This window comes from Amphibacillus indicireducens (genome assembly GCF_039539605.1).
GTDB classification, from domain to species: Bacteria; Bacillota; Bacilli; order Bacillales; family Amphibacillaceae; genus Amphibacillus; species Amphibacillus indicireducens.
In genome coordinates this window covers 13,683-26,637 of record NZ_BAABDL010000118.1, presented here as the reverse complement: position 1 = coordinate 26,637, position 12,955 = coordinate 13,683, and the positions used below count along the sequence as shown (strand labels likewise).

12 protein-coding genes and 1 tRNA gene are annotated in these 12,955 nt (G+C 36.5%); 8 read left to right on the top strand and 5 right to left on the bottom strand.

Annotated elements, in window-relative coordinates; genetic code table 11:
- Window positions 1-20: 20 nt before the first annotated feature.
- Window positions 21-416, top strand: coding sequence for a S1 domain-containing RNA-binding protein (locus ABD814_RS10780; RefSeq protein ID WP_344913012.1), 396 nt, complete (start codon window positions 21-23; stop codon window positions 414-416).
- A 295-nt stretch (window positions 417-711) separates the two neighbouring features.
- Window positions 712-1,251, top strand: a complete 540-nt coding sequence (locus ABD814_RS10775; protein WP_344913011.1) for a hypothetical protein — start codon at window positions 712-714, stop codon at window positions 1,249-1,251.
- Between the two features lie 26 nt (window positions 1,252-1,277).
- On the opposite strand, the gene ABD814_RS10770 is transcribed toward ABD814_RS10775, so the two are convergent.
- The 4 genes from ABD814_RS10770 to ABD814_RS10755 form a co-directional block, all read right to left on the bottom strand.
- The gene (locus ABD814_RS10770; protein WP_344913009.1) at window positions 1,278-2,258 is read right to left on the bottom strand and encodes a polyprenyl synthetase family protein; all 981 of its coding nucleotides are present in this window, start codon (window positions 2,256-2,258) and stop codon (window positions 1,278-1,280) included.
- Between the two features lie 24 nt (window positions 2,259-2,282).
- A complete protein-coding gene (locus ABD814_RS10765; RefSeq protein ID WP_344913007.1) occupies window positions 2,283-2,810 on the bottom strand; it encodes a Gx transporter family protein in 528 nt (175 codons plus the stop codon).
- 26 nt (window positions 2,811-2,836) lie between these two features.
- On the bottom strand, window positions 2,837-3,259 hold the full coding sequence (locus ABD814_RS10760; RefSeq protein ID WP_344913005.1) for a NusG domain II-containing protein: 423 nt from the start codon (window positions 3,257-3,259) through the stop codon (window positions 2,837-2,839).
- Window positions 3,260-3,445: 186 nt separating this feature from the next.
- A complete protein-coding gene (locus tag ABD814_RS10755; protein ID WP_344913003.1) occupies window positions 3,446-5,308 on the bottom strand; it encodes an FAD-dependent oxidoreductase in 1,863 nt (620 codons plus the stop codon).
- Window positions 5,309-5,638: 330 nt separating this feature from the next.
- On the opposite strand from ABD814_RS10755, the gene ABD814_RS10750 reads away from it, so the two are divergent.
- Genes ABD814_RS10750 through ABD814_RS10730 form a run of 5 tightly spaced genes read left to right on the top strand, consistent with a single transcriptional unit; the run spans window position 5,639 to window position 10,135 of the window.
- Complete coding sequence (locus tag ABD814_RS10750) at window positions 5,639-6,679, top strand: FAD:protein FMN transferase (RefSeq protein WP_344913001.1); 1,041 nt, start codon at window positions 5,639-5,641, stop codon at window positions 6,677-6,679.
- Between the two features lie 15 nt (window positions 6,680-6,694).
- Window positions 6,695-7,636 (top strand): 1,4-dihydroxy-2-naphthoate polyprenyltransferase, encoded by a 942-nt coding sequence (menA, locus tag ABD814_RS10745; protein ID WP_344912999.1) that lies wholly within the window; start codon window positions 6,695-6,697, stop codon window positions 7,634-7,636.
- Window positions 7,637-7,653: 17 nt separating this feature from the next.
- Window positions 7,654-8,469, top strand: a complete 816-nt coding sequence (locus ABD814_RS10740) for an energy-coupling factor transporter ATPase (RefSeq protein ID WP_344912997.1) — start codon at window positions 7,654-7,656, stop codon at window positions 8,467-8,469.
- A complete protein-coding gene (locus tag ABD814_RS10735; RefSeq protein WP_344912995.1) occupies window positions 8,460-9,317 on the top strand; it encodes an energy-coupling factor transporter ATPase in 858 nt (285 codons plus the stop codon). The genes ABD814_RS10740 and ABD814_RS10735 overlap by 10 nt, the downstream gene beginning before the upstream one ends.
- Window positions 9,314-10,135, top strand: coding sequence for an energy-coupling factor transporter transmembrane component T family protein (locus tag ABD814_RS10730; RefSeq protein WP_344912993.1), 822 nt, complete (start codon window positions 9,314-9,316; stop codon window positions 10,133-10,135). The genes ABD814_RS10735 and ABD814_RS10730 overlap by 4 nt, the downstream gene beginning before the upstream one ends.
- 46 nt (window positions 10,136-10,181) lie before the next feature.
- Here ABD814_RS10730 and ABD814_RS10725 read toward each other — a convergent pair.
- Window positions 10,182-10,255 (bottom strand) — tRNA-Met (locus tag ABD814_RS10725).
- A 212-nt stretch (window positions 10,256-10,467) separates the two neighbouring features.
- On the opposite strand from ABD814_RS10725, the gene spoIIE reads away from it, so the two are divergent.
- Complete coding sequence (spoIIE, locus tag ABD814_RS10720) at window positions 10,468-12,891, top strand: stage II sporulation protein E (RefSeq protein WP_344913083.1); 2,424 nt, start codon at window positions 10,468-10,470, stop codon at window positions 12,889-12,891.
- Window positions 12,892-12,955 lie beyond the last annotated feature (64 nt).

Genomic DNA, 12,955 nt, shown 5'->3' with positions numbered 1-12,955 from the left:
TAAGGAGGAGCATTTTTTTTATGTCAATCGAAGTAGGCAGCAAATTGCAGGGTAAGGTAACAGGAATCACTAACTTTGGAGCGTTTGTAGAGTTGGAAGCAGGTAAAACCGGTCTCGTTCATATTAGTGAGGTTGCCGATAATTATGTAAAAGATATTAACGATCACTTATCTGTCGGCGATGAAGTAACCGTTAAAGTCATTAATGTTGAAAAGGACGGTAAGATTGGCTTATCCATCAAGAAGGCAAAAGACAATCCAGCTCCGGCACGTCGTAAACCATCAAGACCAGCAGTACGGACAGAAAATTTTGAGTCAAAAATTGATCGCTTCTTGAAAGATTCTGAAGATCGTTTAGCTACTTTACGTAAACATACAGAATCTAAGCGTGGCGGAAGAGGTGCTAGAAAAGGATAATTTGCTGTCTAATGAATATAAAATAAATTATTAAACCTGTTTAACAATAAATTAGATCAGTTATAAATATAGAAAATTACTAGAACCACTTAAATGAGGTCTAGTAATTTTTTGTGTTCGATTTGGTTTAATGTTGATGAAAAACGGTTATGATAAGAGTGTGGATAGATTGTCAAAGAAAGTTAACAAACTATTTAATATTTTTAATATTTGTATATACAAATATTAAAAATTGTGCTAAGATAATCTTTGTACATTATTGAACAAACAATAAATAAAGAAAGTGGGGACAAAAATGAAAGCAAAATTTAAAGTGTTTTTAACGTTATTATTAGCAGTAGGTTTGTTAGTTGCATGTGGAGGTAATGATACTGACACTGATGCAGATGGTGCAGATGAGGGTACAGACGTTGTTGCAGCAGCTTCATTCGCAGGAGATGCTGACGAATTAATAGCAACAGCAGGTGACAATGGCGCTTGGATTATTATCCCAACAACTGATATCAGTGTTGATGAAGAGTTAGTGGTAAGTGGAACGTTCCATGACCAAGGCGATGAGGCAAATGATGTTTATCGTAAACTTGCAGCATATGATACTGATGAAAATCAAAACATTACTGAACAGCGTACAATTACAACACCACGTTTAGTTGTTAAAAGTGAGAACTTGTACTTTAAAGGTGGAACTCTAGACGGTGATGTCTACGTTGAAGCAGACGGATTTGAATTAGATGAAACAGCAATAATCACTGGTGACCTTGTATTCGCTAATGCTGATGTTGAAGCATCTGCAACGATTACAGGAACTGTTGAAGGCGAGACTTCAGTAGAATAAATGATTAAATAAAAAGCGAACAGCCATTAGGTTGTTCGCTTTAATAATTGGTTCGTTAATTCATGCAAAGTATCTTTATAATCACCATCAGGTAATTTCGCTAACTGTTGTAACGCTTTCTTCGTATAACGGCGTGCTATATTTTGAGCTTTCTCGATTCCTTGTGTACGTTCAATACAAATCAGTAACTGCTCAAGGTCTTGTTTTGATAGCTGGTCTTTTTTATTGAGAATTTTAGCAATAGCTGTTGGATCATCTTTCATTGCATAAATAAGAGGCAATGTGTAAACCCCTTGCTCAGCATCTGTCATAACAGGCTTGCCTAACTTATCCCCATCACCTTGATAGTCTAAAATATCGTCAGTAATTTGATAGGCCATCCCGATATAATGCCCCATATTCCAAGCACGTCTAACTTCTTGTTTACTTGCTTTACTTTCAACCGCACCCACAAAACAACTTAGAGCAAAAAGCTGTGCTGTTTTACCAGAGATTCGCGATAAATAATTTTTAACACTTGTTGGTGGCTGAAATCGTGAATGGAGTTGTTCGAGTTCACCAGCTAGTATTTTCTGCATACTTTTGCTGTTATAAGCAATGTTTGATAGTGAACTTGAATACTCAGATAGGATCGAAAAACAAACTGAAAATAAGTAGTCACCAGCATAAATAGCAAATTTATTATCATATAAGTCATGAAGTGTCGCTTTGCCTCTTCGCGTACTAGCTTGATCAATCACATCATCATGAATGAGTGTCGCTAGGTGCAATGTTTCTAAAGATGCAGCTAATGCAACTGCTTTATCTTGATCTTGATCAGAACCAATCTTGCTACAAAGCAAGGCGTAAGCTGGTCGGAGTAATTTGCCACCAGATTGGATTACTTCATTTATAATCGCTTTAATTTTCTTGTCTTTAATTCGAATATGTGAGTGAATGACTTGATCTACTTTTATTAATTGATGATTAAGTTCGGGATAACCATGCCAAAATGGATGGATTTCCATGATATAACCTTCCTTCGTTGTCAATTAGGTCGATCTTAAGAACGTATAATAGTGTAATCGATCGACATGTTTTAATAAATAATTTGCTGTGATCCCGATTGCAAAACCCGTCATTATGCCAATAATACTTTGGACAGGCAAATAAAGCATCACAGCCGGTGTTTGTGCAATCCAACTTGCGATAAGAAGCTGACCAACATTATGGAAAACGGCTCCTGTCATACTTACACCAATGAGACTGATCGGTAATATGTGTAGTTTTTTAACTGCTAACATTGATAAAAAACTTAATAAAGCACCTGCTGAACTATAGATAAACGTTGATAGAGTTCCACCTAATAAAGTAGCTAGAATAATTCGTATAAGGACAACTTTTCCGGCATCTTTAACCGATAGCGTGTAAAGTGCGATGCATGTAATAATATTTGCTAAACCAATTTTTGCTCCAGGCATAAAGAAAAATGGAGAAGGGATCGATCGTTCAATCAGACTGATAATGACTGCCTGAGCAGCTAATAAAGCAATATAAACAAGCCGTTGATTTTTAGTCATTTAATCACATCCTAAAAAACAAGAAATTAAGAACTTATAATGTCAACTTGGTCGTCTACAATGTGTTCATCACCAACATTTTGAATTTCAATGACTAACTGATGAGGCAGGCAAATGATTGTTTGTCCGGCTCGATTGATAAAACCTGTTCTGACACAAACTTGATCATTGCATGTTGCACTTTTAATTTGAATTCGTCCATCTGATAACTCAATCGTATTTATCTCATGATCATGGGTCACAATATCAAAAAGTTCATGCCCTACATGTTCAGAAAGATTAATTTCATGTGTTACTTCATTTTCTAACGAGATCACAGCAATTAGCTTTTCACCATCAACTTGTGCTTGTTGCCAAGTGAAAATGGCAAGTGGGGTAAAAGAGATGAGCAAGAGTAGAATAATGATCATAATATCCCCAATTTTTAATGTTGTTATTACGTTTCTCATGTCTAGTCCCCTTTTGAATTAACGCGTTTATTATTTTAAAAAAGAACACAATTCTGTCGATGATTGCGTTCAAACTCGATCATTGCTAAATCTTATTTTATTATACATGATAAAAATAAGATAGCGAAAGACTCTTTATTTAAAAGAGCCAATCGCTGATCAATGTAAAACTATTAATCTAAAAAGTTATTTATCTCGATAGATTGATCGTTCGGTTCCATACCAGAAACGACCTAATTTATTCTGAATGTATGGAATGACCCAATAGTCGAGACCGAATGTACGGCCAGATCCGTTCATTAATGCAATTGAAGCAGGTAATGCCCAAATCTTATCCCAACCAAGCATTGCAGTTAGAGTGAACATTGTTAGGAAACCGACACTTGCAGCATTCGCTAACCAAGTAAATAAACCGAATAGAATGGCTAGACCAATTCCAATTTCAATAAAGACCATCATTTTTTGCATAAATAATGCAATTTCAGCAGTTGGCATCATAATTTGCATAATCCAAGCAAACCAACCAGGCATCTCACTTAAGATCGGCTCTGCCCATTCAGTAGCTGCTTCTGTTGCACCACTTGTAGGGTCTTGTAGCCAAGGGAAGTCCATATTAATTGTTGAAGACAATAGCCATGAGTCTTGACCGATTCCTTTGAATAGCAATGGTAGGTTACCAATACTTGAGGTTGCCTTTTGCCAAATTTCTTGACCCCATAACTTTGAACCACCTTCAACAAGCCAGAAACCACCGACAAAGATTCGAAGCGGTAAACTCCACAGAACATTTCCATAACGTGTTAAGAGATCACGGAAAACATTTCGTTTGTCTCTCGTTTGGAAAAATTCATGTTGAACATATTTAACCATATAATAGCCACTTCTAATTGTGAACAAGTAAAATAGGTTAACTAAATGTTTAACAAAAATAGCAAACCAGCCACTTAGGTGAATCCCCATTAAGTTCGCGACACCATATCGTGCACCGATTGAAACCATGATGCCGTGATATTTACCTTCATAGGCTGTTTTTTCTTCATTTTTGATTTCAGCGATAATATTTTTAGCCGCTGTTGCACCTGTTTGCTCTGCAGCCTCTACAATTTGTGGTGTTGGTTCACCAGGTTGTTCTTCAAAATAAGCAAGATCCCCAACAACATAGACACCCTCATATTGTTCAGATTCCATATACTGATTGACTTTAAGTCGACGAGCATGTGCTTTCTCCATGCCATAGTTTTCGGTATCAGAATTACCTTGAATCCCTGCTGTCCACGCTAATGTGTAAGTAGGAATTGTTTTTTTGCTCATTAGAACAACTTCATGTTCACGGACTTCTACAATAGGTGAATCTTTTAAGATTTTAACACCTTTCTTATTTAAATAAGCTTCTGCTTTATCCGCTTCACGACGTTCTAGCATGTTTAGGATGGTTGTCGCTGCTTCAACTACATATAAAGTAATTTCATCAGGATCAACTTTATGATCTTTTGCTAGACGTTCTTTCCATTCTACCAATTCACCGATAAGCTCGATCCCAGTGAATCCAGATCCACAGACAACAAATGTAAGCATAGCACGACGTTTCTTTTCATCATGCTCAATCGCTGCTTTTGCAACAGTTGTTTCAATGTGTGATCTTAACTTAATAGCGTCTTCAAATGACCAAAGTGTAAATCCATGTTCGTTTACTCCAGGTGTTTTAAAGTCGTTAGGCTCAGCACCCATCCCTAAGATAAGGTAATCATATGGATACTCGCCATTTTCAGTTTCAATCTTTTTAGCATCATGATCAACGTGAGTTACATTATCTGTGACAAGCTTGACCTTAGTTCTGTTAAATAAACGTCGAAGGTCAAATTGAATGGCATCCGGTTCAACGCGATGTGTTGCAACTTCATGCAGCTCTGTCATCATTGTATGGTAAGAATGGCGGTCAATTAGCGTGATCGATACGGAATCATCTTTTTTGAACTTCTTAGCTAATTTTTTTGCAGCATTTACGCCAGCGTAACCAGCACCGATGATAACAATGTTTTTGTTAGCCATTATTTTTCCACTCCTCTATTTTAATTTAGTTATAAAAAGTTAATAGTGTGAATAACTGAACAACGATAACTATTGTAGCCTTGTTTACAATCATTGTCTAGGGTTTTTAAAGATTTTATACAAAAAACTACGTAAAGTTTGTCTAGTTGTCAATAAATCGATAGAATTAACTCGGAAAATAAAGTTTTAGTATTCACATCTTCGGATAAACACGTTAAAATGAGGCTTGTATTTAAAAGGAACACAAACGATTAATCGTCGTACTTGCATGCCAAGATGGAAAAATTTGATCTGTTGTTGGATTGGATAAATTAAGGAGAGTCATAGTTAATGGTATATAGACGAAGTATTTTATTATTGATAATCGGTCTACTCGTTTTGACGGCTTGTCAGTCGAATCAATCAGACTTATTGGATACACCACATCGGAAAACAGAGTTCTTACTTGGAACAGTTGTTAGTCTAAGTGTTTATGATGCAGATAAAGAAGATGTCATTGATCAAGCACTTGAGCGAATTGAACAATTGGAATATATGCTGAGTGATGAAATTGAAGCAACTGAAGTTGACCAAATTAATAAAAGTGCTGGGATTGAGCCAGTCCAAGTGTCTGAAGAATTGTACTATTTAATCAAGCAAAGTATTGATTACGGAGAAATATCAGAAGGTGGATTTGATGTAACGATTGGTCCACTAACGAATTTGTGGCGAATTGGTTATGATGATGCCAGAAAGCCGGAAATGGATGAAATTAAGCAAGTGTTGCCACTAATCGATGATCATAAAATTGAGTTAGATGATGAAGCCCAATCTGTCTATTTAATAGAGGAGGGTATGCAACTCGATTTTGGTGCAATTGCTAAAGGGTATATGACTGATCAGGTTCATGAACTTTTTATTGAAGAAGGTGTAACGACGGCGATTATCGATCTTGGGGGCAATATTTTTGTCATGGGTCACCGTCCCCAAGGAAATGAGTGGAATGTTGGGATTCAAAACCCCTTTTTAGCTCGTGGCGAAATTATTGGACGGATACGTGCCTCAGATCAGTCAATTGTTACATCTGGTATTTACGAGCGATATTTAGAAGTTGATGGTGTCCAATATCATCATTTACTCGATCCTAATACTGGCTATCCGTTTGATAATGAGATTGCTGGCGTCTCAATTGTTAGTGATGCATCGATTGATGGTGATGCTCTTTCGACAGTCGTCTTTACCAAAGGGTTAGAAGCAGGGAAAGCATTTATTGAAACATATCAAGGTGCTGAGGCGATTTTTATTACGAAAGATCGAGAAGTTATTTTAAGTTCAGGGTTAGTCAGTAGCTTTGAATTAACAAACGATCAATTCGAATTGATTGAGGACTAGAAAGAAGAGGGTTGTATGTCGTTTAGATCATTTTTAAAATTAGTTGAGATTCAAACAAAAATTGCTAGTTTATTTCCTTTCTTAATTGGGCTACTGTTTGTTATTTTTAAATATGACCAGTTTAATTTAGTAAACACATTAATTTTTTTCAGTACGATGTTGTTATTTGATTTAACAACAACAGCGATTAATAATTATGTTGACTATCAGAAGGCAAGCTCCAAAACCTACAGAGAGAGAGACAATGTGATTGGCCAAATTGGACTGCCATTAAATCTTGTTCGAGCAACGATTTTGATAATGTTAATCACTTCAATTGGGCTCGGACTGTGGCTCGTTTATCGAACAGATTTATTAATATTATTAGTTGGCATGCTTTTTTTCGCCATCGGAATCTTTTACACTTTCGGACCTATTCCCCTATCAAGGATGCCTTTAGGAGAAGTGTTTTCTGGCATGACCATGGGGTTTGGAATTATTTTCTTAACGGTTTATATCAATGCTTCTCAAGCTAGAATTGCTAGCTTGAGAATTGAAGGGCTGGTTCTTCAATTCAATGCAGATTTATTACTTTTATTTCATATTTTGATTATTGCTTTGCCAAGTGTTTTGACAATCGCGAATCTAATGCTGGCAAATAATATTTGTGATCTAGAAGATGATATAAAAAACCACCGTTACACATTGCCATATTACATTGGTAAGCAACGGGCAATTTACTTATTTAATGCTCTCTATGTTCTTACCTTTATTAGTGTAGTTGGAGCTGTTTTATTAAATTTAGTACCGACACTCTTACTTGGAATTGTCATTATTATTGTCCCAATTTATAAAAATGTAAAAAAATTCAATCTAAAACAAGTTAAATCAGAAACATTTTCTCTAGCAGTAAAAAACTTGATTTTAATTAATGGAACAATTGTTATTTTGTTTGGAATGGCATTAATATGGATTTAAAAAGGAACGTGAGTGAAATGAAGCAACACCCAATACTATCAATTAAGGATGTTTCTTATAGTTATGATCTTAGGCATGAAGATTATGCTTTGTCACAAATCTCTTTAGATGTTAAACGTGGAGAATGGCTGACGGTCTTGGGTGAAAATGGATCAGGTAAATCAACACTTGCACGGTTAATTGTCGGGTTAGCAGAACCCGAATTCGGCACAATTACATTTAACGATCAAACAGTGACTCAAGCAAATAAATCAACTTTCTGGGAAAAGGTCGGTATTGTTTTTCAAAATCCCGACAATCAATTTATTGGCACAACAGTTCAAGATGATGTTGCTTTTAGTCTTGAAAATCTGAACTTAAGTTATCATGAAATGAAGCAGCGCGTTACAAATGCACTGAACCAAGTCGGTATGTATGAGTTAAGGGAAAAGGATCCTTCCCAATTATCTGGTGGACAAAAACAAAGGGCTGCAATTGCGGGTGTGTTGGCGCTGGAACCAGAGTTGATGATATTCGATGAAGCGTTTATTATGCTTGACCCTCAGAGTCGAACTCGTTTGTTAAAAGAGTTAAAATTGATTCAGAAAAACCTTGGATTGACGATCATTTCAATTACTCATGATCATAATGAGACTGTTTTTGCGGATCGCCTTCTTTTACTCGCTAATGGTCAAGTTGTCGATCAAGGGAATCCGCGAACTGTATTTAACCGTAATCATTACGTTCAACCCCCTTTTGCTGAGCAATTTCGCCGAGAGTTGGTGCAACGTGGAATTTCAGTTCCCGATAATTATATGTCAAATGATGAATTGGTGGAATGGTTATGCAAATAAAATTTGATCAAGTTAGCGCGGATTATCAACTAGGTCCGATTCGAGCAAAAAATATCATTGATAATGTTTCATTACAAATTGCTCCCGCCACATTTACCGCCGTTATCGGTCAAACTGGTGCGGGTAAAACAAGTTTATTAAAATTAATTAATGGGATACTCCGTCCTTCATCAGGCTCGATTCAAGTCGGAGAGTTTACTTTAGATCATTCAGCAAATAAAGCAACTTTAAATCAAGTCAGAAGCCGCGTTGGGATGGTTTTTCAATTCCCAGAAAATCAATTGTTTGCTGAAACTGTGGAAGCAGATATTGCTTTTGGACCGAAAAATTTTAATTTTTCTGCTGAAGAAGTAGACCAAAGTGTTTATCGAAGTTTAGAACGAGTTGGGCTAGATCAATCATTGTTAAAACGATCACCTTTTTCATTGTCGGGTGGTCAACAACGCCGTGTTGCTTTAGCGGGAGTGCTAGCAACAAAACCTGATATTTTAGTTTTAGATGAACCAGGAGCTGGTTTGGATGCAAGAGGAAAGCAAGAGATTTTTGCTTTAATTAAAAAATTAAATCAGCAGGATCGTGTGACTGTCTTAGTCGTTACTCATGATATGAACGATGTTGCGATTTACGCTGATCACGTTTTATTATTAGATCAAGGAAAAGTGGTCACGTATCAAGAGACAAGGGCATTCTTTAGTGATCAAGATCAATTAACAGAGTGGAATCTTGAACTACCTGACACTTTACATTTGCAACGTCAAATTGAACGGCGCACAGGGATTAATTTTAAGCAAATTTCTTTAACACAAACAGAATTAATTGATCAACTTATTGAGGAAAAACTATTATGAATAAATTAATTTTAGGACGTTATTTCCCGGGTAATTCCTTTTTACATCGGATTGACCCGCGGGCAAAACTGTTAGCGGCTCTTTACTTTATTGGATTATTGTTTTTTGTCGACTATTTTGTTGGGTTTATTTGGATGATTTGTTTTACCTTATTAGTGATTAAAATCTCTGGTGTATCACTTAGTATTTATCTAAAAGGAATCAAACCATTAATTTGGCTTATTTTAATGTCTGTTTTCTTTCGAGTTATCTTTACTGCTGGTGGGACAATTTATTTTAGTAAAGGTCCTTTTGCGATTTCAAGTTACGGTCTTTTGTTAGGCTTTTTTTCATTTAATCGTTTCATTTTGATTATTATCATTTCAACAGCTTTAACCTTAACAACAAAACCGATTGATTTAACTGATGCGATTGATGCGCTACTAAAACCACTCAGGCTTTTAGGGATCTCAACTGCTGAATTTTCACTCATGCTTTCAATCTCACTGCGATTTATTCCAAATCTATTAGATGAGACTCAGAAGGTTCTTGATGCGCAACGTGCTAGGGGAGTTGTTTTTGGTGAAGGGAATCTACTTGAACAAATGAAGAAGATTGTGCCTTTAATTATTCCACTCTTCTCGAGCTCATTAAAGCGTGCTGAAGAAATAGCCGATGTGTTGGAAGTTAGGGGTTATCAGCCAAGTAAAAAGCGGTCAAGCTTTAGGCGACTATCATGGCGATTCCATGATACAGCTAGTCTGTTAATCATGGGGGTATTGACGATCGGTGTCATCATTTTAAATCAATTTCCAATTATCGAACAATGGTTATTATAAAAAGAGTGGATTAACTAACTAAAGTTAATCCACTCTTTTTATTTAGTAGCGGCGGAGGGGATCGAACCCACGACCTTTCGGGTATGAACCGAACGCTCTCGCCAGCTGAGCTACGCCGCCATCATTCAATTGTTTTAAGGCACAAGTGATATCATACAACAGCAATTAAAGTGTGTCAATAGTTTTTGCTTATAATTCATCAATATCACTTAACGCCGACTAGAAAAAAGTCGAATGATTCTTCTAATCTGAACTGATAATTTGACAAATTATCTTGTTCAACTGTGTTTTAATAGACCACATACTAATAAAGAGGTGAATAGATTGTGGCAATGATTTCAAATTTTATCAAAGAAAAAAACAAACGTAACCATCGGAATCGCTGGCTAGAAAATATATATCGGTCAATTAAAGAGCGGGATTTAGTCCTCTATATTGTTGCTTTTTTATTAGGTCGAGCCGTCATTTTAAACGAGTTAATCCCCTTTTCACTCGCCTATTTAGTTAGTGTCTGGCTTGTCAAAAAAGAACGCTCACGTCTAGTCGTTGTTGCTAGTCTATTAGGTGCAATCACTGTAGGTTTAATGAATGGACTTACTCTAACGATAAGCTTTTTGTCGTTTGGCTTTTTCATTACATTAGGGCTATTTGTTGATTCACAAAAATATTTACCATATATTATCTTTTTTTCAAGCTTGATTAGCCGTGTGACAATAACAAGTTTGATTGGAGCTTGGACAAGCTATTGGTTTTTGATTGCGCTTGTCGAAGCGCTATTGAGTTCCGTTTTATTTTTGATTTTTATTCAAAGTACACCTTTATTAACACCAAAGCGGTATAAAATAAATTTGAAAAATGAAGAGTTGATTTCGTTTGTGATCCTATTTACCTCTGTGTTAGCTGGTTTATCTGGATTGGTTATTCGTGGGGTAAGCCTCGACTTTATCGTTTCGCGCTATTTAATTTTATTGTTTGCTTTTACTGGCGGGCCTACGATCGGCGCAACAGTCGGGGTTGTTATTGGGTTGATATTAAGTTTAGTTAATGAACCGACTTTGGCGCAAATGAGTTTATTAGCTTTTAGTGGCCTGTTAGGTGGTTTGCTAAAAGAGGGTAAGAAGTTCACCGTGAGTTTAGGTTTGCTCATTGGCACCTTTTTACTTGGTTTTTATAATTTTGATGGAAGTGGTTTATTCCCATCAATGCTAACGACAATCATTGCGATTGGTTTGTTCATTGTGACACCGAAATCGCTAATCCAGCGTTTAGCACGCTACATTCCTGGAACGAATGAACAATTAGAAGAGCAACAACAATATTTACAAAAATTACGTGATGTGACTGCGAATCGGATGGAGCAATTTTCTGATGTGTTTATGGCGTTGTCTCAAACTTTCACAGGTAAATTAATTGAACAACCGACTATTGAAGATGACCAAAAGGATACCGATGAGTTTTTAAGTCATGTAACTGAGCGAACGTGTCAAACATGTTTTAAGAAAGCCTATTGCTGGTCAGAGAATTTTGATGATACTTATCAACAGATGAAACAAATGAAACAAGAACTGACAGAGAATGGAGTTGTATCACATATGACTGAAGCAAAATTTAATAAACATTGTGTTAAACCACATAAGGTTGAGGCGGTAATGAAAGAAGAACTGTCTTATTATCAGGCAAATCAACAGTTGAGACGTCAAGTTGGAGAAAGTCGGCGGTTTGTTGCAGATCAATTACTCGGCGTTTCGGAAGTTATGAATGACTTTGCTAAGGAGATTGTCCATGAACGAGATTATCATGATCAGCAAGAGCAACAAATTTTAACTGCTCTACAGTCGATTGGGATAGAAGTTGACCAGATTGATATTTATTCATTGCGAAAAGGGGAAATTGATATTGAGATGACACTTTCTGTTTATCAATATCATGGCGAGGGTGAGAAAGTGATCGCCCCAATCCTGTCAGATATTTTAGCAGAGATTGTGATTGTAAAAGAAGAGGAAGTTTCACCAATGCCTAACGGTTATTGCTTTTTAATTTTTCATTCAGCAAAACAATATCAATTAGATGTTGGCGTCTCCCATGCAGCGCAAAACGGTGGGTTTATTTCTGGGGACAGCTACTCAACGATGGAACTTGCAGCAGGGAAGTTTGCTTTAGCAATTAGTGATGGGATGGGGAATGGTAGACGAGCAAGTGAGGAAAGTATGCAAACGTTAAGGTTATTACAACAAATTTTGCAGTCAGGGATTGATGAGCAGGTTGCAATTAAATCGATTAATTCAGTTTTATCTTTGCGAATGACAGATGAAGTTTTTTCGACACTTGACTTGGCGATGATTGATCTCCAAACTGCCCATGCCCAATTTTTGAAAATTGGTTCAACGCCTAGTTTTATTAAACGTGGGCGGCAAGTGATTCAAATTGAATCTAGTAATTTGCCAATCGGGATTGTTAAAGAGTTTGATGTTGAGGTTGTTGAAGAACAATTGCAAGATGGTGATTTGTTAATAATGACGAGTGATGGGATCTTTGAAGCACCTAAAGTGATCGAAAATCCAGAGATCTGGTTGAAGCGAATGATTAAAACGCTTGAAACGAATGATCCCCAAGATGTGGCTGATGTCTTACTTGAAGAAGTTATTCGCCAAACATCTGGGCTGATCGAAGATGATATGACTATTCTAGTCGGGAAAATTGAAAAATTCCAATCAAAATGGGCAACAATCTCGACTTATCATAAGCAAGTCAATTAAACGATTGCAAGATTCATTTCTCAGGTATATAAAGCTCTGCTTTTGTCGAGAATGATGATAGTTC

Excerpts from the sequence above, each read along its gene's own strand:
- ABD814_RS10740 (WP_344912997.1), top strand. The coding sequence starts at position 7,654 with ATGAAGCAACACCCAATACTATCAATTAAGGATGTTTCTTATAGTTAT.
- ABD814_RS10780 (WP_344913012.1), top strand. The coding sequence starts at position 21 with ATGTCAATCGAAGTAGGCAGCAAATTGCAGGGTAAGGTAACAGGAATC.
- ABD814_RS10770 (WP_344913009.1), bottom strand. The coding sequence starts at position 2,258 with ATGGAAATCCATCCATTTTGGCATGGTTATCCCGAACTTAATCATCAA.
- ABD814_RS10735 (WP_344912995.1), top strand. The coding sequence starts at position 8,460 with ATGCAAATAAAATTTGATCAAGTTAGCGCGGATTATCAACTAGGTCCG.
- ABD814_RS10765 (WP_344913007.1), bottom strand. The coding sequence starts at position 2,810 with ATGACTAAAAATCAACGGCTTGTTTATATTGCTTTATTAGCTGCTCAG.
- spoIIE (WP_344913083.1), top strand. The coding sequence starts at position 10,468 with ATGATTTCAAATTTTATCAAAGAAAAAAACAAACGTAACCATCGGAAT.
- ABD814_RS10750 (WP_344913001.1), top strand. The coding sequence starts at position 5,639 with ATGGTATATAGACGAAGTATTTTATTATTGATAATCGGTCTACTCGTT.
- menA (WP_344912999.1), top strand. The coding sequence starts at position 6,695 with ATGTCGTTTAGATCATTTTTAAAATTAGTTGAGATTCAAACAAAAATT.
- ABD814_RS10755 (WP_344913003.1), bottom strand. The coding sequence starts at position 5,308 with ATGGCTAACAAAAACATTGTTATCATCGGTGCTGGTTACGCTGGCGTA.
- ABD814_RS10760 (WP_344913005.1), bottom strand. The coding sequence starts at position 3,259 with ATGAGAAACGTAATAACAACATTAAAAATTGGGGATATTATGATCATT.
- ABD814_RS10730 (WP_344912993.1), top strand. The coding sequence starts at position 9,314 with ATGAATAAATTAATTTTAGGACGTTATTTCCCGGGTAATTCCTTTTTA.
- ABD814_RS10775 (WP_344913011.1), top strand. The coding sequence starts at position 712 with ATGAAAGCAAAATTTAAAGTGTTTTTAACGTTATTATTAGCAGTAGGT.